At 70.9% G+C, this 21,871-nt stretch carries 22 protein-coding genes; 11 read left to right on the forward strand and 11 right to left on the reverse strand.

All coding sequences use genetic code 11. From position 1 onward, the window contains the following. Together AB0389_RS23900 and mscL are read left to right on the forward strand one after the other, a co-directional pair. The coding region (locus AB0389_RS23900) for a hypothetical protein (RefSeq protein WP_366397506.1) at positions 1-395 on the forward strand (395 nt) is incomplete at its 5' end. A 138-nt stretch (positions 396-533) separates the two neighbouring features. Next, positions 534-1,022: a large conductance mechanosensitive channel protein MscL gene (gene mscL, locus AB0389_RS23905; protein WP_366397507.1), complete on the forward strand. Its 489-nt coding sequence runs from the start codon at positions 534-536 to the stop codon at positions 1,020-1,022. Positions 1,023-1,048: 26 nt separating this feature from the next. Here the strand turns inward: mscL and AB0389_RS23910 are convergent, their stop codons facing one another. Next, complete coding sequence (locus AB0389_RS23910; protein ID WP_366397508.1) at positions 1,049-1,231, reverse strand: hypothetical protein; 183 nt, start codon at positions 1,229-1,231, stop codon at positions 1,049-1,051. A 99-nt stretch (positions 1,232-1,330) separates the two neighbouring features. On the opposite strand from AB0389_RS23910, the gene AB0389_RS23915 reads away from it, so the two are divergent. Further along, entirely contained in the window at positions 1,331-2,362 is a 1,032-nt protein-coding gene (locus AB0389_RS23915) for a P1 family peptidase (RefSeq protein ID WP_366397509.1), read from the forward strand. 146 nt (positions 2,363-2,508) lie between these two features. Then, entirely contained in the window at positions 2,509-3,396 is an 888-nt protein-coding gene (locus AB0389_RS23920) for a DUF6227 family protein (protein ID WP_366397510.1), read from the forward strand. Positions 3,397-3,490: 94 nt separating this feature from the next. Here AB0389_RS23920 and AB0389_RS23925 read toward each other — a convergent pair whose 3' ends face one another. The 3 genes from AB0389_RS23925 to AB0389_RS23935 form a co-directional block, all read right to left on the reverse strand. Then, the gene (locus tag AB0389_RS23925) at positions 3,491-5,578 is read right to left on the reverse strand and encodes a fructose-specific PTS transporter subunit EIIC (protein ID WP_366397511.1); all 2,088 of its coding nucleotides are present in this window, start codon (positions 5,576-5,578) and stop codon (positions 3,491-3,493) included. Positions 5,579-5,678: 100 nt separating this feature from the next. Beyond that, the gene (gene pfkB, locus AB0389_RS23930; protein ID WP_366397512.1) at positions 5,679-6,668 is read right to left on the reverse strand and encodes a 1-phosphofructokinase; all 990 of its coding nucleotides are present in this window, start codon (positions 6,666-6,668) and stop codon (positions 5,679-5,681) included. A gap of 13 nt (positions 6,669-6,681) precedes the next feature. Further along, complete coding sequence (locus AB0389_RS23935; RefSeq protein WP_366397513.1) at positions 6,682-7,443, reverse strand: DeoR/GlpR family DNA-binding transcription regulator; 762 nt, start codon at positions 7,441-7,443, stop codon at positions 6,682-6,684. Positions 7,444-7,611: 168 nt separating this feature from the next. Between AB0389_RS23935 and AB0389_RS23940 the strand changes: the two genes are divergently transcribed. Further along, complete coding sequence (locus AB0389_RS23940; protein WP_366397514.1) at positions 7,612-7,914, forward strand: hypothetical protein; 303 nt, start codon at positions 7,612-7,614, stop codon at positions 7,912-7,914. Between the two features lie 59 nt (positions 7,915-7,973). Here AB0389_RS23940 and AB0389_RS23945 read toward each other — a convergent pair whose 3' ends face one another. Further along, on the reverse strand, positions 7,974-9,377 hold the full coding sequence (locus AB0389_RS23945; protein WP_366397607.1) for an MFS transporter: 1,404 nt from the start codon (positions 9,375-9,377) through the stop codon (positions 7,974-7,976). Positions 9,378-9,565: 188 nt separating this feature from the next. Here AB0389_RS23945 and AB0389_RS23950 point away from each other — a divergent pair, with 188 nt between their 5' ends. Continuing rightward, positions 9,566-10,579, forward strand: coding sequence for a YafY family protein (locus tag AB0389_RS23950; RefSeq protein ID WP_366397515.1), 1,014 nt, complete (start codon positions 9,566-9,568; stop codon positions 10,577-10,579). 149 nt (positions 10,580-10,728) lie between these two features. On the opposite strand, the gene AB0389_RS23955 is transcribed toward AB0389_RS23950, so the two are convergent. Next, entirely contained in the window at positions 10,729-11,757 is a 1,029-nt protein-coding gene (locus AB0389_RS23955) for a sigma-70 family RNA polymerase sigma factor (RefSeq protein ID WP_366397516.1), read from the reverse strand. A 152-nt stretch (positions 11,758-11,909) separates the two neighbouring features. Between AB0389_RS23955 and AB0389_RS23960 the strand changes: the two genes are divergently transcribed. Continuing rightward, positions 11,910-12,527 (forward strand): N-acetyltransferase family protein, encoded by a 618-nt coding sequence (locus tag AB0389_RS23960; RefSeq protein ID WP_366397517.1) that lies wholly within the window; start codon positions 11,910-11,912, stop codon positions 12,525-12,527. A gap of 17 nt (positions 12,528-12,544) precedes the next feature. Here AB0389_RS23960 and AB0389_RS23965 read toward each other — a convergent pair whose 3' ends face one another. Further along, positions 12,545-13,306: a class III extradiol ring-cleavage dioxygenase gene (locus AB0389_RS23965; RefSeq protein WP_366397608.1), complete on the reverse strand. Its 762-nt coding sequence runs from the start codon at positions 13,304-13,306 to the stop codon at positions 12,545-12,547. Positions 13,307-13,480: 174 nt separating this feature from the next. Between AB0389_RS23965 and AB0389_RS23970 the strand changes: the two genes are divergently transcribed. Beyond that, complete coding sequence (locus AB0389_RS23970) at positions 13,481-14,005, forward strand: MarR family transcriptional regulator (protein WP_366397609.1); 525 nt, start codon at positions 13,481-13,483, stop codon at positions 14,003-14,005. Between the two features lie 171 nt (positions 14,006-14,176). Here AB0389_RS23970 and AB0389_RS23975 read toward each other — a convergent pair whose 3' ends face one another. Then, a complete protein-coding gene (locus AB0389_RS23975) occupies positions 14,177-15,718 on the reverse strand; it encodes an MFS transporter (protein WP_366397518.1) in 1,542 nt (513 codons plus the stop codon). A gap of 98 nt (positions 15,719-15,816) precedes the next feature. Further along, on the reverse strand, positions 15,817-16,485 hold the full coding sequence (locus tag AB0389_RS23980) for a TetR/AcrR family transcriptional regulator (protein WP_366397610.1): 669 nt from the start codon (positions 16,483-16,485) through the stop codon (positions 15,817-15,819). 328 nt (positions 16,486-16,813) lie between these two features. Here AB0389_RS23980 and AB0389_RS23985 point away from each other — a divergent pair, with 328 nt between their 5' ends. Continuing rightward, a complete protein-coding gene (locus tag AB0389_RS23985) occupies positions 16,814-18,190 on the forward strand; it encodes a M6 family metalloprotease domain-containing protein (protein WP_366397519.1) in 1,377 nt (458 codons plus the stop codon). A 78-nt stretch (positions 18,191-18,268) separates the two neighbouring features. Here AB0389_RS23985 and AB0389_RS23990 read toward each other — a convergent pair whose 3' ends face one another. Beyond that, a complete protein-coding gene (locus AB0389_RS23990) occupies positions 18,269-19,915 on the reverse strand; it encodes a penicillin-binding transpeptidase domain-containing protein (RefSeq protein ID WP_366397520.1) in 1,647 nt (548 codons plus the stop codon). Positions 19,916-20,040: 125 nt separating this feature from the next. Next, positions 20,041-20,631, reverse strand: a complete 591-nt coding sequence (locus AB0389_RS23995) for a TetR family transcriptional regulator (RefSeq protein WP_366397521.1) — start codon at positions 20,629-20,631, stop codon at positions 20,041-20,043. A 156-nt stretch (positions 20,632-20,787) separates the two neighbouring features. On the opposite strand from AB0389_RS23995, the gene AB0389_RS24000 reads away from it, so the two are divergent. Continuing rightward, positions 20,788-21,036, forward strand: coding sequence for an SDR family oxidoreductase (locus AB0389_RS24000; protein WP_366397522.1), 249 nt, complete (start codon positions 20,788-20,790; stop codon positions 21,034-21,036). A gap of 63 nt (positions 21,037-21,099) precedes the next feature. Continuing rightward, complete coding sequence (locus AB0389_RS24005; RefSeq protein ID WP_366397523.1) at positions 21,100-21,861, forward strand: NADPH-dependent F420 reductase; 762 nt, start codon at positions 21,100-21,102, stop codon at positions 21,859-21,861. Positions 21,862-21,871 lie beyond the last annotated feature (10 nt).

A 21,871-nucleotide genomic window follows, 5' to 3' on the forward strand; every position in this document is an offset into this window, starting at 1 on the left:
ATCAAAACGCTCACCCCCTAATCCGAGATCGCAGCTTGAGTGAGTGGAGTTCAGTCGTGTTCTCGGCCGCCGCCCGCGCCGTGGCGGCGGGCCCGCCGCCCGCCCGGCGCCGCGCGCACCGGCCTCCGGGGATGGTGTCCGCTCCCGTACGTATCGCGGACGCGGCGACGGTCAGGCTGCTGCGCCGGGGCGACCGCGTCGATGTGATCGCCGGGGCGGAGGGTGAGTCCGAGGCCCGGGTGGTCGCCGAGGGCGCGCGGGTGTCCGAGATCCCGCGGGTGCGGGAGGGCCTCACGGACGGCGGCGCGCTGATCGTGCTGTCCGTGCCGCGCGCCACCGCGGTGGCGCTGGCCGGCGCGAGCGCCACCTCGCGGCTGGCGGTGACGCTGTGCTGAGACATGGCGCGCCGGGTCGAACACGTGAGGTGTCACGTCGCCTGATCGCGCATGCGGATTGGACAGCGTGGGCACTGGCTGCCGTAGGTTTCGCAGCAGTTTGTCATTCCTACGGCACATGTGAAGAAAGGCTCACTCGTGAGCAAAGAGAAGGAAAGCGTGCTGGCGGGCTTCAAAGCCTTCCTGATGCGCGGCAACGTGATCGACCTCGCGGTCGCGGTCGTTATCGGCGCGGCTTTCACCAACGTGGTGAACTCGCTGGTGAAGGGCGTGATCAACCCGCTGGTGGGCGCCTTCGGCACGAAGGACCTGGATCACTACAGCTCCTGCCTCAAGGCGCCGTGCGTGACGAAGGGGGGCGAGGTGGTCACCGGTATCCCGATCATGTGGGGATCGGTGCTCAGCGCCGTTCTGACCTTCCTGATCACGGCCGCCGTCGTCTACTTCCTGATGGTGCTGCCGATGTCCAGGTATCTGGCCCGGCGGGCCAGGCTCCAGGCGGCCAAGGAGGAGGTCAAGGAGGTTCTGGAGGTCAGCGAGCTGGAGGTGCTGAAGGAGATCAGGGACGCTCTGGTGGCGCAGCGCGGTGCTCCGGGGCCGGGCGGGTCGGGACCGGCCGCGCGGTAACGGCGGTACCGCCCTGCTGGGCGCGGTCAGATGTGGTGGGGCGGCTTCTCGTCGAGGAAGCGCGCGAGGTCGGCGGCGCTGTCGCCGCTCGCGGCGGGCCGCTCTCCCCAGCCTCGGTCCGTGTCGTCCGAGGACGGCTGGTCCAGCGGGTCGTCGAAGATCAGCGCCGGACTGGGTCGCGGCGGCTCAGGGGTGGGGGCGGTGCTCATCACTCCAGAGTACGGGCGCGCCCGGCTGACCGTTCCCGCGGCCTGCGACGACCCGTCGGCCCTGGGAGTTGTCGTACCCACGTGGTACGCATGGGGATTATGGCGAGGAATGACGCACTGACCGATGTGGCGGGGCTGCGGGTGGGGCACGCGCGGGTGGCCGGGGACCGGGCGTTGACCGGGACCACGGTTGTGCTGGCTCCGGAGGGCGGCGTGGTCGCGGCCGTGGATGTGCGGGGCGGCGGTCCTGCCACGAAGGAGATCGAGGCTCTCGATCCACGCAATATCGTCCAGCGGATCGAGGCCATCGTCCTGACGGGCGGCAGCGCGTTCGGTCTTGACGCGGCGGCCGGGGTGATGGCGTGGCTGGAGGAACACGGGCGCGGGGTGCGGGTGGGGCCTGACCCCGGGCAGGTGGTGCCGGTCGTGCCGGCCGCGGGCGTCTTCGATCTGGGGCGCGGTGGTGACTGGCGGATACGGCCGGACGCGGCGACGGGGCGGGCGGCGGTGGAGGCCGCGGCCGGGACGGCCCTCGGGGCGCCTGTCGAGGAGGGCGCGGTGGGCGCGGGCACGGGCGCGCTGGTCGGCCCGCTGAAGGGCGGGACGGGTACGGCGAGTGTGGTGCTGGACTCCGGGGCGACCGTGGCCGCCCTGGTCGTGGCCAACGCGGCGGGTTCGGTGGTCGATCCGCTGACGGGGGTGCTGTACGGGCGCTACTTCAGCGGCCGTGCGGAGTATCCGGCGCCCGAGGTCCACCGGGCGGCGTGCGAGCGGCTGGCCGAACTGAGCGAGCGGAACGGGCCCGCTCCGCTGAACACCACGCTGGCCGTCGTCGCCACCGACGCCGAACTCTCCCGTGCCCAGGCGCAGAAGCTCGCGGGGACGGCGCACGACGGCATAGCGCGCGCCGTCCGTCCGGTGCATCTTCTCAATGACGGCGATACGGTATTCGCGATGTCGACCGGTGTTCGCCCGCTCGACGCGACGGATCAACTCGCTCTCAACGAAGTGCTGGCGGCCGGTGCGGACGTGGTGACCAGGGCAATAGTCTCGGCCGTCCGCGCGGCGAAGGGCGTGGACGGCCTCGGCGGGACGTTTCCTTCGTACCATGATTTGTACGGACTCGACTGAGGGGCGCGACCGGCGGGTTGACCGGGGGCGCGAAAGAACTTTGCGTGCGCCCCCTTCGTTTTCCAAAACTTAGGACGCGATGTCAGCCCTAGGCACTACGTTATGCAATCACCAAGTGACATGTGGCGACGGCCTGGAGACCCATCTTGAACGATCCCTACGAGACAACCGAGACGCACCTCGAGCGACTCCTGGGTCGGGCACTCAACTCCTTCGACCTGCCTGACACGTTGGTCGAGGGACTCGACCGTGCGCTGGCGCACGCCAGCTCGCTGTGTTCCGCGCACCACAGTGCGGGGCTGCACCGCGAGACGTACCGGCACACCTATCTGCTCGACGACGGCAGCGCGCTCAGCCTGTGGGAGCTGGTGCACAACACCGGCCGGGACGGCGCGCGGCTGCACGAGCTGTACGGGGAGGAGTCCGAGGCCCAGCTCGCCGCGGCACGCCTCGGCCGCATCGGCGGTGCGGAGGGGCCGCTGTGCTCCCCGTTCGCCGGAGAGAGCTGGGAGGGACCGGCGGACGCCGCGTATCCGGCCGCCCCCGAGGCGGAGTCCCATACCGGCGATCCGGCCACGGACGATCTCGCGGCCGGACTGCTCGCGGAGCTGGAGTCGGAGCGTACGGCGGAGATCGACGCGCATCTCGCGCTGCTCCGCGCGCTGCGGGCGCTGCCCGCGCCGGCGCCCGCGACCCGGCACCGGATGTACTCCCCGGACAACTCCCCCGACCACGCGCGCCGGGTGCTGCGCCGGGCGGAGAACGACGACCGGCCGGGCGAGGAGACCGGACGGATGCTGAAGACGGCGTTCGCGCACCACATCACACAGGTCTTCGGCCGGCAGTGCCAGGTCGAGGGCAAGGACGCCGGGTTCATGCTGTACGAGCACGCGTTCCTGCTGATCGACGGCAGTGAGACGAGCCTCTGGGAGGTCGAGCACACGGCGACGCGGGACGGCCGCCATATGTGCGAGGTCTACGAGACGGAGAGCGCGGCGCGCGAGGCCATGGAGCTCCGCGCGCAGGTGAGATAAGACCGGTCGGTCCGAGGCCCAGGGGATGTCATGGGTGTGGGTCGTACGGCCGCCAGGGGTGGACGGGCGTACGACCCACGGGGGAAGGCGGCGGTCAGACGGCCACCGGCAACTTGGTCTCGGCCGGGGCCGTGGCCCCGGTGTCACCGGCGGCTATCGGCTCCTCCGACCGGTCGGGACCGCCCGTCCTGCGGGCGCCCTTCAGCAGGATGACCAGCCCGGCGCTGACGGCCGTACCCGCCGCGATGGCGATCAGGTAGAGGATCGGGTGACCGATCAGCGGGATCACGAAGACGCCGCCGTGCGGAGCGCGCAGGGTGCACTCGAAGAGCATGGAGAGCGCGCCGGTGACGGCCCCGCCCGCCATGGCGGACGGGATGACCCGCAGCGGGTCGGCCGCCGCGAACGGGATGGCGCCCTCGGTGATGAAGGAGGCGCCGAGGAACCAGGCCGCCTTGCCGTTCTCCCGTTCGGTACGGGTGAACAGCTTGCCGCGCACGGTCGTGGCGAGCGCCATCGCGAGCGGCGGGACCATGCCCGCGGCCATGACGGCGGCCATGACCTTGAGGCTGCCGGGGTTGGGGTTGGCGAGGCCGCCGACCGCGAAGGCGTAGGCGACCTTGTTCAGCGGGCCGCCGAGGTCGAAGCACATCATCAGGCCGAGGATGACGCCGAGGACGATCGCGTTGGCGCCGGAGAGGCCGGACAGCCAGTCGGTCAGGGCCTTCTGCAGTTCGGCGATCGGTTTGCCGACCACCAGGAACATCAGGAAGCCGACGACGATGGAGGACAGGAGGGGAATCACGACCACCGGCATGATCCCGCGCAGTACGGAGGGCACCCGGACCCGCTGGATGGCCATCACGGTGCCACCGGCGATCAGACCGGCGGCCAGCCCGCCGAGGAAGCCCGCGTTGATGGTGGTGGCGATCATGCCGCCGACGAAGCCGGGCACCAGACCGGGACGGTCGGCCATGCCGTAGGCGATATAGCCCGCAAGGACGGGCACCAGGAAGCCGAAGGCCAGGCCGCCGATCTGGAAGAGCAGGGCCGCCCAGCTGAGGTGGTCCGTCCAGACGAAGTGCTCGGCGACCGAAGGCGCCTTGTTGATGGTGTAGCCGCCGATGGCGAAGCCGAGGGCGATGAGGAGGCCGCCCGCCGCGACGAACGGGACCATGTAACTCACGCCGGACATCAGCCACTTGCGCAGCTTGGTGCCGTAGCCCTCACCGGGTTCCCCGGCGCTCTCGACGGGCGTGGGGTGGCCGGCCGAGGCGGTGACCTCGCCGCGGGCCGCCTTGCCGCGTACTTCGGTGATCAGTTCGTCGGGGCGGTTGATGCCGGCCTTGACGCCGACGTCGACCGTGGGCTTCCCGGCGAAGCGCTCCTTCTCCCGTACCGGCACGTCGTGGGCGAAGATCACCGCGTCGGCGGCGGCGATGACGGCCGGGTCGAGACGGTTGAACCCGGAGGAGCCCTGCGGCTCGACGGTCAGCTCGACGCCGGCCCGCTGCCCGGCCTGCTCCAGGGCCTCGGCGGCCATGTAGGTGTGGGCGATACCCGTGGGGCAGGAGGTGACGGCGACGATACGGAACGGCTCGGCGGAGTCGGCCGCGGCGGGCGCAGACGGCTCCTCCGGCGCGGGCGCGGCGCTCTTCGGGGTCTCGGGCGCCACCGGGGGCGTCTCTGAGGCTGTTTCCGTGGCGACGGGTGCGGCAGTCGCCGCCGGGGTCTCCTCGGGCTCCTCGCCGCGGATGAGAGCCGCGGCGGCCGACGCGTCGGTCGCGGACCGCAGTGCCGTCGTGAACTCCTCGTTCATGAGGCGGCGGGCCAGCGCCGAGAGGATCGTCAGATGCGCGTCGTCCGCACCGGCCGGGGCCGCGATCAGGAAGATCAGGTCCGCCGGGCCGTCGGGGGCGCCGAAGTCGATGCCCCGGGGGGAGCGGCCGAAGCCCAGCGTCGGCTCGCTGACGTGGGCGCTGCGGCAGTGCGGGATCCCGATGCCGCCGTCGAGGCCAGTGGGCATCTGCGCCTCGCGCGCGGCCACATCGGCCAGGAAGCCGTCCAGGTCGGTGACCCGGCCCAGGGTCACCATCCGCTCGGCCAGCGAACGGGCCGCTGCTTCCTTTGTCTCGGCGGCCAGGTCGAGGTCGACCAGGTCCGCGGTGATCATGTCGCTCATCGCGGGCTCCTTTGCTCGCTTATCGCGCGGTGGGGAGGAAGGGGAAGGAGGGGGAAGAGGGGAAGGGGGTACGGGAGGGGAAGGGAACTGAAGCTCGGGCTCATGAGGCGGGCTCCGTGAGAAGACGGTCCAGCGGGACATCCGCGGTCACCGTAACCGCCGACAGGTCCAGGTCCCCCGGTGACGGCATCACGCTGCCCGGCAGCTGTACGGCCGCCGCGCCGTGCGCGACGGCGGACGCCAGCGCCGCCGGGCCTTCGCCGCCGGCCGCCAGGAACCCGGCGAGTGAGGCGTCACCCGCGCCCACATTGCTGCGGACCGAGGTGACCGTGGCGGAGCCGAAGTACGTGCCCGCCTCCGTGACCAGCAGCTGGCCGTCCGCGCCGAGGCTGGCGAGGACCGTCGCGGCGCCGTACGTCCGCAGCTCCTCGGCCGCCTTGACCGCGTCCCCCACCGTGGCGAGGGGGCGGCCGACGGCCTGGGCCAGCTCTTCGGCGTTCGGCTTCACGACGTCCGGGCGCTCGCGGAGCGCGGCCAGCAGCGAGGGCCCCGAGGTGTCGAGCGCGATCCGGGCCCCGGCGTCGTGGGCGCGGGCGACCAGCTCGGCGTACCACTCGGGGGCCAGCCCGCGCGGCAGGCTGCCGCAGCAGGCGATCCACGTCACGGTGTCGCCGTCCTGGCCGAACCCTCCGCCGGCGCCCGCGTGGGCGCCGATCCGGGCGCGGACGGTGGCGAGCAGCGCCTCCGACTCGGCGGCGGTCAGCTCGGGACCGGGCGCGTTGATCTTCGTCAGGGTGCCGTCGGGCTCTGCGAGCGCGATGTTCGACCGGGTCGCCCCCGCGACCGGCACCGGTACGACCTCGATGCCCTGCTCCGCGAGCAGTTCCGCGACGAGCGCGCCCGGCGCGCCGCCGAGCGGCAGCACGGCGACGGTACGCCGGCCGGCGGCGGCGACCGCCCGCGAGACGTTGACGCCCTTGCCGCCGGGGTCCATGCGCTCGGCCGTGGCGCGCAGCACTTCGCCGCGGTCCAGCGCAGGGACCTCGTACGTACGGTCCAGGCTGGGGTTGGGGGTGACGGTGAGGATCATGGCGGCGGTGCTCCTAAACACTCAGCACTTCGGTGCCCGCGGCCTCGACCGCCGCGACATCCGAAGGGCTGAGCCCGCTGTCGGTGATGAGCAGGTCGACATCGGCGAGGGTGCCGAAGCGCGCGAAGTGCTCCTGGCCGTGCTTGGCCGAGTCGGCGAGCAGCACCACCCGCCGGGCGGCGCCGATGAGCGCGCGCTTCACGGCGGCCTCGGCGAGGTCCGGGGTGGTGAGGCCGCCCTCGGGCGAGAATCCGTTGGTGCCGAGGAAGAGGACATCGGCGCGGATCTCGCTGTACGCGCGCAGCGCCCAGGCGTCGACGGCCGCACGGGTACGGTGCCGGACCCTGCCCCCGACCAGGTGCAGATCGATCCCCGGGTGGTCGGCGAGGCGGGCGGCGACGGGCAGCCCGTGCGTGACCACGGTGAGCCCGCAGTCCAGCGGCAGCGCCGCCGCGAGCCGCGCCACGGTCGAACCGGCGTCGAGGATCACGCTGCCGTCCCGCGGCAGTTCGGCGAGGGCCGCGTGCGCGATCCGGTCCTTCTCGTCGGCGGCGGTGGACTCGCGCTCGGCGAGATCCGGCTCGAAGTCCAGCCGCCCGGCGGGTATGGCCCCGCCGTGCACCCGCCGGACGAGCCCGGCCCTGTCCAGCGCCTTGAGATCGCGCCGTACGGTCTCGGCGGTGACCTGGAACTCCTCGGCCAGCGACAGCACATCGACCCGGCCGCCCTCGCGGGCCAGGCGCAGGATCTCCTGCTGACGCTCCGGTGCGTACATGTGGTTTTACGTCCGTTCCGTGCCCGAACCTGTGGTTTCGACGGAAGGCTACGCCGACATTTCCACAAAGTAAACAGATCCGGGCATGGTGCGGACATGATCAGGCATCATGTGGACGTTCGTGGACATGTGGTCCACAGGGCAGGGGTCAGGGGGCAGGGCAGAACGATGAATGGGTACGCTGTAGCGCTGAACGCGTCCATGGTGGTGCTCGCCGGGGCGGGCGGGACAGCCGCGCTCACGGCCGGCTGGGTGTTCCCCTGGCTACGCAAGGGGATGTTCCGGCCGCGGCTGTGGGGCTATGGGCTGCTCGTCATGGCGGCGGCTTTCGCGCTCCAGCTGGCCGGCGGTCTGCTGATCGACGACCGGGGCACGGAGCTGCGTTTCTTCACCACTCCGGCCGCGATCGGCTTCGTGACCGCCCTGGCGCTGATGACCTTCGCCCAGGTGGCGTCGCGCGACAAGCGTTGAGGGGCTCCGGCTCCGTACGGGAGTCCCGTACGGAGCCGGAGCCCCCCCAAAAAAAAGCGCTACGCCTTCGCGTCCTCCTCGTGCGGCTTCGGCCGTCCCGGTAGCGCGAACATCACCGCGAAGATGACCGCGAGCACCGCCACCACCCACCACATCGCGTGCTCGAAACCGGCCGCGAAGGCCCCGCCCACCGCGCCGGAACCGCCCTCGAGCCGGTCGTCGACCACGCCGAAGAACACCACCGACACCAGCCCGAGCCCCAGCGCGTTGCCCATCTGCTGCACGGTGTTGATCAGGCCGGACGCCGACCCCGAGTGTTCGCGCGGCACCCCCGACAGGACCGCGTCCGTGAGCGGCGCCACGATCAGGCCCATGCCGAGGCCCATCACCACCAGGGGCGCGGCCATCTGCCACGGGTGGATGTCCAGGCCGTAGCGGTCGGCCACCGCGATGTAGAGCAGCAGTCCGGCGATCATCGTGAGGGCGCCCGCCTGGAGCACCTTCCGGCCGAAGCGCGGGACCAGTTTCTGTACGGAGAGACCCGCCGCCACCGACACCGCGATCGAGAACGGCACCCCGGTCAGCCCCGCGCGCAGCGGGCTCCAGCCGAGTCCGGTCTGCATGTAGAGCGTCCAGACCAGGAAGAAGATGCCCAGCGCGACACCGAAGGTGAGCTGGACCGCGGTGCCCGCGGCGAAGCTCTTCACCCGGAACAGCGACAGCTCGATCAGCGGCGAACCGTCCACGCGCGCCTTCCGCCGCTCGTACGCCACCAGCACCGCGACCACGCCGACGCTGCCGATCATGCAGAGGTGCCCCCACAGCGGCCAGCCCAGCTCGCGCCCGCGCGTCAGCGGGTAGACCAGCATCAGCATCGCGGCCGTCACCAGCACCACGCCGACCAGGTCGAGCCGGAGCGCCTTGGGTGCCCTGGACTCGGTGATGAACCTCCGGCCCAGCAGCACGCCCGCGATGCCGACCGGCAGGTTGATCAGGAAGATCGGGCGCCATTCGAGCCCGAAAAGGTTCCACTGCGTGAGCAGGGCGCCGAGCAGCGGTCCCGAGACGGCGCCCAGACCGACGATCGCGCCGAACATCCCGAAGACCTTGCCGCGTTCGTGCGCCGGGAAGGTGACATGGATGATCGAGAGCACCTGCGGCACCATCATCGCGGCCATCGCGCCCTGGAGCAGCCGGGAGCCGACGAGCATCTCCGGGTTGACCGCGAAGCCGCAGAGCGCGGAGGCGATCGTAAAGCCGGTGATACCTATCAGGAAGAGCCTTTTACGGCCGTAGATGTCACCGAGCCGGCCACCGGTGATCAGGCCGGCGGCGAACGCCAGCGCATAGCCGGCGGTGATCCACTGGATCGCCCCGAACGAGGCCCCCAGGTCCCTTTCCATGCTCGGGACGGCGATATTGACGATGGTCACATCGACCAGGTCCATGAAGGCGGCCGTCATGACGATGGCCAGCGCCAGCCAGCGGCGGCTGTCGGGCGCGGGGTCCGGGGGAAGGTGGGCGTCGAGCCGGTGGCCGGGGTCGGGCGTCGGGTCCAGAGCGGGTTCGGCGGTGGTGGAAGAACTCATGCGGCCGACGCTAGAAGCCATCTAGGTCGGAAAGTGTCCTCGATGACGCGCACGATGGCCGTATGACCGATACCCCGGCCCGGCTGCTCAGCCTGCTCTCGCTGCTCCAGACCCCGCGCGAATGGCCCGGCAGCGAGCTGGCCGGGCGCCTCGGCGTCAGCCCGCGCACCATCCGCCGCGACATCGACCGGCTGCGCGCCCTCGGCTATCCCGTCGAGGCCACGATGGGCGCGGTCGGCGGCTACCGGCTGGTCGCGGGGGCGGCGATGCCACCGCTGCTCCTCGACGACGAGGAGGCCGTGGCCATCGCCGTCGGGCTGCGGGCCGGTGCGGGCCATGCCATCGAGGGCGTCGACGAGGCGTCCGTACGGGCCCTCGCCAAGCTGGAGCAGGTGCTGCCGGCCCGGCTGCGGCACCGCGTGTCGACGCTCCAGGCCGCGACCGTACCGCTCACGCGCGGCGACGGCGCGACCATCGATCCGCGCACCCTGACCGTCCTGGCGGGCGCCGTCACCGGCACCGAGCGGCTGCGCTTCGGCTACCGCTCGGGGGACGGTACGGAGACGAAGCGCCAGGTCGAGCCGTACCGCCTGGTCTCGACGGGCCGGCGCTGGTATCTGGTCGCGTACGACCTCGGGCGGGAGGACTGGCGTACGTTCCGGGTCGACCGCGTGGGCGAGCCGTTCGCGACCGGCGCCCGGTTCGCGCCGCGCGAGCTGCCGACGGGCGGGGACGCGGCGGAGTATCTGAGCGCGTCGATGTCGGGCATGAAGCCCCGGCTGGAGCTGGACGTGGACTTCCGGGCACCGGCGGCGTTCGTGGCGGCCCGGCTGCCGCGCCATCTCGGCGCCCCGGAGGCGACGGGGCCCGACTCCTGCCGGCTGCGCGGCACGGTGCACGATTCGCTGGAGTGGCTGGCGCTGCGACTGGCGCTGGTGGACTGCGAGTTCACCGTCCACGAACCGGCCGGGCTCACCGATTTCCTGAGCGAGCTGGGCGCCAGGCTGACCCGCGCGGTGGCCCGCCCGGTGGCCCGCCAGGAAGAGGGCCAAGAGGCGGGCCCGGGGCAGAGGTGAGCCCCGGCACCTGGGGGGGGTTGGTGCCGGGGCTCGTCTTCGGGGCCGAATACCGGCCGTCGGCCGATAAATCGGCCGTCCCGTACCGCGCTCACGGGGAGCGGATCGGTACGAGCTAAGGGGGACACTACGGCTCTCGGGCGCCGACGTCACGCCGCCGCGTCGAAACCTGTGTCCCGAGCCATCTTTTTCAGCTCCATCAGAGCGTGCTTCTCGATCTGCCGGATCCGCTCGCGCGTCAGGCCGTGCTGCTTGCCGACCTCGGTCAGCGTGCGCTCCCGGCCGTCGTCGATTCCGTACCGCATCTTGATGATCGAGGCGGTGCGCTGGTCGAGCTTGCTGATCAGGTCCTCCAGCTCCTCGCTGCGCAGCAGCGTGAGGACGGACTGCTCGGGCGAGATGGCGGAGGTGTCCTCCAGCAGGTCGCCGAACTGCGTGTCGCCGTCGTCGTCCACCGACATGTTCAGGCTGACCGGGTCACGGGCCCAGTCGAGGACGTCCAGGACGCGCGCCGGGTTCGAGTCGAGCTCGGCGGCGACCTCGGCGGGCTCCGGGTCCCGGCCGTGCTCCCGGTTGAACTCGCGCTGCACGCGGCGGATCCTGCCCAGCTCCTCCACCAGGTGGACGGGCAGCCGGATCGTGCGGGACTGGTCGGCTATGGAGCGGGTGATGGCCTGGCGGATCCACCAGGTCGCGTACGTGGAGAACTTGAAGCCCTTGGCGTAGTCGAACTTCTCGACCGCGCGCACCAGGCCCGCGTTGCCCTCCTGGATCAGGTCGAGCAGGGGCAGACCGCTGCGCGGGTAACGCCGGGCGACGGCCACCACAAGACGGAGGTTGGAGCGGATGAAGACGTCCTTCGCGCTCTCCCCCGCCGCGTACAGCGCCTCCAGCTCCTCGTGCGAGGCGCCGGCACCGGCGGTCCCGCTCTCCACCTCGCCGTCGAGTATCTTCCGGGCGTAGACACCGGCCTCGATGGTCTGGGACAGCTCGACTTCCTTTGCGGCGTCGAGCAGCGGTGTGCGCGCTATCTCGTCGAGGTACATGCCGACCAGGTCGCGGTCGGCGATCTCCCCGCCTACAGCGCGAACACTGCTTGCCGCTTTCGCCCCACGCGAGCCGGAACCGGAGGCGCCGGAGGCGGTGGTGGAACGACGGGCGACGGCACGGGTTGCCATGCGAGCTCCCTTGCTGAACTGAGTAGGTCGCGACACCCTCCCGGGTGCCCTGCATCCGTTGGAAACAACGACTGGAATCCGGACAGAATTCCCCTCCGGTGCGGAGAATTTCTGATCATGCAGTACCCTGTGCCGCGAACCGGGGAGAACAGATGCCGTACATAAGTACAGAAGTGCAGGTCAGGCCGGGCGAGGAAGCCGATCTTGAGGCGCTGACCGACCTCTACAACCACTATGTGCGTGAGACCGTCATCACCTTTGACACCACCCCTTTCACCCCCGAACAGCGGCTCGGCTGGCTGCGCTCTCACCCGAAAGACGGCCCGCACCGGCTTTTGGTTGCTCAGGATGTCGCGTCTGCCCGCATTCTCGGGTACGCGACGAGCAGCGCCTTCCGCCCGAAGGCCGCCTACTCGACCTCGGTGGAGGTGTCCGTCTACTGCGCGCCGGACGCCGGCGGGCGCGGTATCGGCAGCCTCCTCTACCAGGCACTCTTCGCCGTCCTGGAGACGGAGGACGTCCATCGCGCGTACGCCGGTATCGCCCGGCCGAACGAGGCGTCGGACCGGCTGCACGCGCGGTTCGGCTTCCGGCACATCGGCACATACGAAGAGGTCGGGCGGAAATTCGACGCGTACTGGGACGTGGCGTGGTACGAGAAGCGCCTGGGCGCCGAGACCCCGGGCGCTTCCGCCCCGGCCGCCCCAGCCGCCCAGGCCGCCCCAGCCGCTCCGGCCGCTCCGGCCCCGACGCGATCCCCGGCCCCGTAACCAGGGCCCGGTGCCGGTCAGCCGAACTGCACGGACCTCTTCGCCATCCCCAGCCAGAATCCGTCGATGACGCTCCGCCCGCTGCCCAGCTCCTCCTCCGCGGCGCCGAGCGTGACGAAGAGCGGCGCGAAGTGCTCCGTGCGCGGATGGGCCAGCCGCCCGGCCGGGGACTTCCGCTCGAAGTCGAGCAGCGCGTCGATGTCCTGGTCCGCCAGCGCCCGCGCGCCCCAGTCGTCGAACTCCGACGACCAGCCGGGCACCCCGCCGCCGGTGTGCCGCAGCGCGGCCAGGTTGTGCGTGAAGAAGCCGCTGCCGACGATCAGCACGCCCTCGTCCCGCAGCGGCGCCAGCCTGCGCCCGACCTCCAGCAGCTTGCGGGGGTCGAGCGTGGGCAGGGAGACCTGGAGCACCGGGATGTCCGCGTCGGGGAACATCTCCACGAGCGGTACGTAGGCGCCGTGGTCGAGCCCCCGGTCCGGCACGTCCTGTACGGGCATCCCCGGGGCACGCAGCAGCTTGCGTACGGAGTCGGCGAGCGCGGGGGCGCCGGGCGCGTCGTACCGCACCTGGTAGTAGTGCTCCGGGAAGCCCCAGAAGTCGTACACGAGGGGTACGGTCACGGTCGCGCCGAGCGCGAGCGGGGCCTCCTCCCAGTGCGCGGAGACCATCAGGATCGCCTTGGGGCGGGGCAGGTCCGCGGACCAGGCGGCCAGTTCACCGGGCCAGACCGGGTCGTCCGCGAGCGGCGGGGCGCCGTGGGAGAGGTAGAGGGCCGGCATACGCGTCGGCGTCGGCGTGGGCTCGGCATCGGTGGCGGTATCGGTCGCGGCGGCGGTACTCATGGCGGTCATGGCGGCTCCCCGAATCTACACTTGAATCCTCAAGCATTATCCCGCCCACTCTAGCCACACTTACTTTAACTTTCAATGATGAGTAGAGTGGAGAGCATGACCATGGCAGCCACCGGCAACGAAGCCGACGTCCACAGCGATCAGGAGCCGCGCTGGCTCAGCGACGAGGAGCAGCGCGTCTGGCGCGTGTACCTCCACGCGACCACGCTGCTGGACGACCATCTCGACCGGCAGCTCCAACGCGATTCCGGCATGCCGCACATCTACTACGCGCTGCTCGTGCACCTCGCGCAGGCGCCGCGCCGCCGGATGCGGATGACGCAGCTGGCGAAGGACGCGAAGATCACCAGGTCCCGGCTCTCGCACGCGATCGCGCGGCTCGAACAGCACGGCTGGGTCCAGCGCGAGGACTGCCCCTCCGACAAGCGCGGCCAGAACGCGTATCTGACGGACGAGGGCGAGAAGGTGCTGCAGCGCGCCGCGCCCGGCCATGTGGCCGCCGTACGCCAGGCGCTCTTCGACCGGCTCTCGCCCACGCAGTTGGAGCAGCTCGGCGAGATCATGCGGCTGATGGCCGACGGGCTTCAGCCGGAGGGTACGGGCGCGGATCTGCCCTGGCGCCGCTGAGTTCGCTCGCGGCCGTACCAGGGCAGATCCGGTTCTCTGTTTCTTGTACTTGCTTGCCTACGTAGGTGCTTGCTTACGTAGGTGCTTGCTTACGTAGGTGCTTGCCTACGTAGGTGCCTGCTTACGTAGTGCCTGCTTACGTACGCGCGGTGCCCGTCCGCCGTGCCGCCGTCAGTGCATCGCCACCGGCAGCACCATCTCGTCCTCGGCACCGTCGCCCGCGCCGCCAGAAGCGGTCGGTGAGGTGCCGGGGCGGCCGGTGTTGATGAAGGTGACGGCGATCGCCGAGGCGACGACCAGGATGCCGACAGCCCACCAGATGGCGCTGGCGAAGCCGGCCACCAGGCCCTGCAGGGCGAGCAGCTTCTGGTCGCTCGCGCCCGCCGCGTGCGAGGCGAGGTACGAGGTCGTGGCGGAGGCCGCGATCGTGTTCAGCAGCGCCGTCCCGATCGCGCCGCCCACCTGCTGCGAGGTGTTCACCATCGCGGAGGCGACGCCCGCGTCACGCGGCTCGATGCCGTGCGTGGCGAGGGACATGGCCGGCATGAACGCCGTACCCATGCCAAGACCGAGCAGCAGCTCCGCCGGCAGGATCAGGGTGGTGTACGAGGAGCCGATCTCCAGCTGGGTCAGCAGCAGCATGCCGACGGCGGCGACCAGGAAGCCGGGGCCCATCAGCAGCCGCGGCGGGACCCGGGTCATCAGCCGGGCGCCGATCTGGGTCGAGCCCGTGATCATGCCGACGATCATCGGCAGGAAGGCGAAGCCCGTCTTGACCGGCGAGTAGCCCTCGACGACCTGGAGGTAGTAGGTCAGGAAGAGGAACAGGCCGAACATGCCGATGATGGCGAGACCCAGCGAGAGGTAGACGCCGGCGCGGTTGCGGTTGGTGACCACGCGCAGCGGCAGCAGCGGGTTCTTGACCCGCGACTCGACGACGACGAACAGCAGCAGCAGGACCGCGGAGGCGACGAAGAGGGAGACGGTCGAGATGTCGCCCCAGCCGTCGGACTCGGCGCGCGTGAAGCCGTACACCAGCGAGACCAGGCCCAGCGTCGAGAGGACGACACCGGGGATGTCCAGCGCGGAACTGTTCCGTCCGCCCGCGGGCTCCCGGATCACGAAGTACGCGCCGAGCGCGGCCACGACGGCGAACGGGATGTTGACGAAGAACGTCCAGCGCCAGTCCAGGTACTCGGTGAGGAAGCCACCGAGGATCAGGCCCACGGCGCCACCGCCACCGGCGATCGCACCGAAGATGCCGAACGCCTTCGCGCGCTCCTTGGCGTCGGTGAAGGTCACCGCGAGCAGCGACAGCGCGGCCGGTGCGAGCAGCGCGCCGAATGCGCCCTGGAGCGCGCGGGCGCCGAGCAGCAGCGCCTCGCTGTTGGCGGCGCCGCCGATGGCGGACGCGGCGGCGAAGCCGGACAGACCGATGACGAAGGCGCGCTTACGGCCCCACAGGTCGGCGATGCGTCCGCCGAAGAGCAGCAGACCGCCGAAGGCGAGGGCGTAGGCGGTGATGACCCACTGCTTGTTGCCGTCCGATATCCCCAGGTCCTGCTGGGCGGAGGGCAGCGCGATGTTCACGATCGTCGCGTCGAGCACGACCATCAGCTGGGCGACGGCGATGAACACCAGCGCCTTCCAGCGGTTCGGATCGGGAAGCGCGGCTCCCGTGTCGGGAAGCCTCTTCTCGGCTGTTTGTGACATGGAGGTATCCACCTAAGGGTACGGAAGGGCGAAAAGGTACGTAAGTGCAGGCGACGTTGCGGGACTTACGAAGTCATCGAGGGGTTCATGGGCTCACCTCACCGGCGGCGAGGGAGCAGGTCCTCCGGGGTCGCGGGGGGTCCCGGCAGTACGGACCGGGCCGGGGCCGCCATACCGTCGAGAAGCAGTTGGATGTGCCGGTGCGTGAACCGGTCGAGCTTCAGGCACCCGGAGTCCGGCAGCGGACGGGTGAGCTGGGACAGCGCCATCATCACGTCGGTGACGGCGACGTCCGGGCGCAGCTGCCCCGCCTCACGCGCCCGCTCCATCAGACGCTCGGCGGCGCCTTCGAGCCGTTCCCGCTCGGCTCGCGTATCGGGGCGGTTCTGTTCGAAGGTTTCGGAGAGCATCGGGCAGAGCGCCCCGATCCGCTCGTCCGCCGCCGTGTGCACGAAGCGGCTCAGCGCGCCGAACGGGTCGGGCCGCTCGGCCACCGCGTCCTCAGCCAGGAGCAGCTCCGCCGCGTCCGCCGTACGGGACATGACCGAACGGACGACGCCGTTGATGAGGGCACTGCGGTCGGGGAAGTGACGGTAGAGGGTCGCGTTGCCGATGCCGGCGCGCCGGGCGATCTCGTCCAGCGGCGCCTCTGAACCGTACTCCACCAACATCTCGCGCGCCGCCGCGACGATCCGCTCCCGGTTGCGCAGCGCGTCCGCGCGTGGACGCGTGACGCGGCGGGCCGCTCCGGAGGCTCCGGCCTCCACGGCCGCTCCGGCTTCTCCGGCCGCTCCGGATGCCGTGGTGTCGCTGGCGGTGGTCACGTGTCGCGCTTCTTTCGGGAGTCTTCGTAACGCTTCGGCGAACCCTTGGCAATGCCCAGGTAAACGGGGAACACCTCCCCGTTTCTCGGGGACACGAGTGCAAACGGGGAGAGCCTCCCCGGTTATTTCACCCCTTAATGTGATCCAGGTCACAAGCTCGGAAGAACCCACGATCGGCGCACCCAGCGGGCGCCGACACGCCGACCGACGGAGGGTGATCGAACGGAGAGCAGTCAGAACCGCCGACTGCCGCGCGACCGAAGGCGGCCGGATGCAGCAGAGGCGTGGGATAGGCAGAGCCGGCGGACGTGCCGGAAGCGACACCAGCAGCACCAGCAGCATCCGCGACACCAGCAGCCCCCGCGGCACGCGTGGCACCCGTGGCATCCGCAGCCCCCGCGGCACCCGCCGGCTCGGCACCCTCGCCGGCCTCACCGCGCTCGCCCTCGCCGCCCTGACATCGGCGAGCGGCACCCTCCCGCACCCCACCCGCGCCTCCGCGGGCCCCGGAAGCACCACGGGCTCGGCGCTCGGCCCGTGCCGTATCGCGTCGGGCACCGCCGTACAGATGTCGGAGGGGCTCCCCACCCCGTCCGGCTACTCCCGCTCCACCGGGCGGATCCGCGCCCTCAACCTGATGATCGACTTCCCGGACGCGGTGGGCCCGGTGAAGGCGACGGAGCGGCTCGCCGAGTTCTTCCCGCAGACGTCCGAGTGGTTCAGGACCAGCTCGTACGGGCGGCTCGACTACCGCGCCGAGGCCCCGGTCCGGGAGTGGCTGCGGATGCCGGTGCCGTTCGCGGAGTACGGGATCGAGCGCGGGTCACCGTACGAGCCCGGCTACCGGCGGCTCGTCGAGGACATCGTGGCCGCCGCCGACACGGACGTGGACTTCAGCGCGTACGACCTGGTCAACGTCCTGGTCACGCCCAACGCCGGGCCCTCGGCGCTGGACACCGTCCTGTCCGTGACGTTCTCCGGCAACGCGGACGCGCCGCACGCGGACGGGGTGCCGCTCGCCAACACGTCCTTCGTCTACAGCCGCCAGGACGACGGCTCCGGCTCGTACACCGACACCGGCTACCGGGTGCTGCCGCACGAGAACGGCCATGTCTTCGGCCTCCCCGACCTCTACACGGCGGAGGGCGGCGGCGCGGTCGGGCACTGGGACATCATGTCCGAGGACTGGGGCGCCAACAACGACCTGCTGGGCTGGCACAAGTGGAAGCTGGGCTGGCTGGACGACGAGCAGGTCGGCTGCGCCGCCGGCCACGGTTCGAGCGAGTTCCTGCTCTCGCCGCTGGCGCTTCCCGACGGCCCGAAGGTCGTCTTCGTACCGGTCTCCAAGGAGTCCGGTTACGCGGTGGAGGTACGGACCCGGGCGGGCAACGACGAGGCCGTCTGCGAGCCGGGTGTCCTCATCTACCGCGTCGATTCGGGCGTGGACACCGGGCGCGGTCCGGTGACGGTCTCGGACAGCAGGGAGAACAGCGGCGGCTGTACGCGGCGGCCCAACGTGCACGCGGAGCTCTCGGACGCGCCGTACGGCCCCGGGACGTCCTTCACGGACAAGGAGAACCGGGTGCGGATCTCGGTGCTGTCGCGGGAGCCTGACGACAACTTCCTTGTACGGGTGGAGCGTTCCTGAGCCGCTTCCCGGTACGGGTGGAGCGTTCCTGAGCCGGGCGGCCGTTCGAGGAGCCGCGGCCGTCAGCCGATGCGGCCGTCAGCCGACGCCCTTCAGGAACTTCGCCGCGATGGGTCCGGCGTCCTTGCCGCCCGAGCCGCCGTCCTCCAGCAGGACCGCCCAGGCGAGGTCCTGCTCGCCCTGGTAGCCAATCATCCAGGCGTGTGTGCGCGGCGGGGTCTCCTCGCCGAACTCGGCCGTGCCGGTCTTGGCGTGCGGCTCGCCCGCGAGGTCCTTCAGCACCGCCCCCGAACCGAAGGTGACGGTCGCCCGCATCATCTCCCGGAGGTCCGCCACGACCGCCGCGTCGAGGGCGGCGGGGGCCTCGTACTTCTTCTTCACCCCGTCGGGCACGAGGACCGGCTGCTTGAACGCGCCGTCCTTGACCGTCGCCGCGATGGAGGCCATCACCAGCGGGGACGCCTGGACGCGCGCCTGTCCGATGGCGGAGGCTGCCTTGTCGTTGTCGCTCGTGGCGACGGGCACGCTGCCGTCGTACGTACTGATGCCGACGTCCCACGCGCCGCCGATGCCGAACGCGGTCGCCGTGTCGTGGAGGGCCGCGTCCGGGAGTTTGGCACGGGAGTTGATGAAGAAGGTGTTGCAGGACTTGGCGAACGAGTCCTTGAAGGTGGCGCCGGCGGGCAGCGTGAACTGGTTCTGGTTCTCGAACTTCTGGCCGTTCACCTCGGCGAACTTGGGGCAGTCGCCCGGGTCGCCCGGTCTCAGGCCCTCCTTCAGGAGCGCGGCGGCGGTGACGACCTTGAAGGTGGAGCCCGGCGGGTAACGGCCTTCGAGGGCGCGGTTCATGCCGCCGGGGTTGTTGGCCGCGGCGAGGACATGCCCGGTGGACGGTTCGATGGCGACGAGGGCGGCGTTCTTCGTGACGCCGTCCAGCGCGTCGGCGGCGGCCCGCTGGATCTTCGGGTCGATGGTGGTCTTCACCGGCTTGGCCTCGGCGCCCCCGACCTCGGTGAGCCGCTTCACGGCCTGCCCGGACCCTCGGTCCACGATCGCGACGGACTTGGCGCCGCCTCCGCCGCCGGTGAGCTGCTTGTCGTACCGGGCCTGGAGTCCGGAGACCCCCTTGCCGCTCTCGGCGTCGACCGCGCCGACCAGGGAGGGCGCCAGCAGTTCGTCCCCGTTGGTATCGAGCACGGCCGCGCGCTCCTTGGACTGGAGGGCGAGGGTCTGCCCGGCGGCCAGCTTCGGATGGATCATGGGGGAAGTGAACTCCACCTCCCATTTCCCCTGCTTCGAGACGACCTTGGCCTCTGACTCCCACGCGAAGCCGCCGGCGTCGGGTATCGCCATCTCGACGGAGAACGGGATGTGGACCTCGCCTTCCATCTTCTTCCCGGAGCCCGCGGAGATGGTGGTCTTCGACGGCTTCAGGTTCGTCATGACGGACTTGATGAGCGATTCCGCGTTGGCCGGCGTGTCCGTGAACGAACCGGCCGCCTCGGCGTCGCCCGACTCCCACGCGGCGAGGAACTTCGTCAGCTGATCGGTGGCCGCACGGACCTCCGGGTCCTCCCTGGAACCACCCGCCAGCGCCGCGTATCCGCCGTAGCCGACCCCTGCTACGGCAGCGACCGCCACCAGCGTCGCTATGACGGGACGACGGCGCGAACGCGACGCGTCACCCCTGGAACGGTGGTTGCGGTGACCGGTCTCGTGCGCCATGAGAAGCAGACTAAACGTACGTTCGCTTCCGTCACCCCCGAACAGGTGATTCGAGCCAGGGAACCCAGGATTCGAGACAGCTTCGTCCCGGCAACCGGGGAAAGGGGCCGGTCGGGGCTCGTCCCCTACGCGATCGTCAGCGCGGCGAATGCCTCGTCCAGGAGGCCGACGAGGTCCAAGTCGCCGTCGGACACGAGCCAGTGGTCGAGAGCGGTGTTCAGACACTCCAGCGCCGCGCCGGCCCGCACCGACAGCGCCACCGTGACGGGCCGCGGCGGGTCGGTGCGCTCGGCGAGGGCCGGAACCAGGAGCGGGCGCCAGCTGTTCTGCTTCTCCCGCTGCCGCGCGCACAGGGCCGGGGTGCCCATGATGAGGCGGGTGGTGGCGAGCGCCTCGGCCGGGTCCCGGCGGTAGGGCTCGACGAGGACGTCCAGCGAACGCCGGAGCGCCGTCCAGTCGTCCTCGGCTGCGGGGCGGGCCCGCAGGGCGTCGGCGAGCTGTTCACCCTGTGCGTCGACGGCACCGAGGACGGCGTCCTCCTTCGTACCGAAGTACCGCAGGAAGGTGCTGCGGGACACTCCCGCCGCCGCGGCCAGATCGCTGACGGTCACCTTGTCGAAGCCCTCGCGGCGGATCAGGTCGTAGGCCACCTGTGCCAGCTCGGACCGCACGGCGGCGCGGGCGATGTCTCTCGTTCTCGTACGCGGTCCGTTCACCTCGCGAATCCTACCCCTCGATCGACCCTGGCTCGCATGTATGAGCTTCGGACGCTACTGTGACACCGAGTGTCAATTATCGCCATTGAGCCATGCCTGCGGCAACAACTCGGTCATGAAGCTGAGTAACGAAGAGCGACGAACGAAGGAGGACACATGAGAGGTCTGAAGGGCAAGGAGGGCATCCGCTGCAATGTGCTGGCCCCCGGGCTGGTCCTGAGCGAGCAGCTGGTGCGGAACTTCGACGAGGGGCAGCCGGCCCACGCGCTGGACGCCGGACGCAGTCCGCGGCTGGGCGATCCCGCCGACCTGGCCGGCGCCGCCGCCTTCCTGTTCTCCGACGACGCGGCCTGGATCAACGGCCAGGCGTGGTCGATCGACGGCGGCGTGAGCCTGCGCGCCTGACACCCGCCCCTCTCCCGCAGCTCCACCCCCATAACTCCCTTTCGAAAATGGAGACATGAAGCCATGACCAAGACCCTCGGACTCATCGGCGCCGGCAACATCGGCAGCGCGCTGGCCCGCCTCGCCGTCGCCGCCGGCCTGGACGTCGTACTCAGCAACTCCCGCGGCCCCGAGACCCTCGCGGACCTGGTCGCCGAACTCGGCCCCCGGGCGCGCGCGGCCACGCCCGTCGAGGCCGCCGAGGCCGGTGACCTGGTGGTGGCGACGATCCTGCTGGGCGCCCACGAGCAGCTGCCCGCCGCCGCGTCGGCCGGCAAGACCGTCATCGACACGATGAACTACTACCCGGACCGCTTCGGCCCCATCGCCGCGCTGGACGAGGGCGCGCCGGCCGGGCTGACCTCCAGTGCGCTGGTGCAGCGGCACCTCGCCGAGTCGAAGGTCGTCAAGGCGTTCAACAACATCGACTTCGTCCGGCTGTTCACCCTGGCCCGGCCCGCCGGCGCCACCGACCGCAGCGCCCTGCCGATCGCCGGTGACGACGCGGTGGCCAAGGCCGAGGCCACGGCGCTGCTGGACCTGCTCGGCTACGACGCGGTGGACATCGGCACGCTCGCCGACAGCTGGCGCAGCCAGCCGGGCACCCCGGTCTATGTCGACCCGTACTTCACCGCGAAGCCCGAGCAGGAGCTGAGCCAGGAGGAGATGTACGGCTGGTACGTCCGGACGCCCGGCACCCCGGTCGCCGCCGACCGGGTCGCGGCACTGGCCCGCTCGGCCGTCCGCCCCACCACCAGCGCCAACGCCACCACCGACCAAGCCTGATCAGTGCGCC

The sequence above is a fragment of the Streptomyces sp. NPDC093109 genome (assembly GCF_040701725.1).
GTDB lineage: Bacteria > Actinomycetota > Actinomycetes > Streptomycetales > Streptomycetaceae > Streptomyces.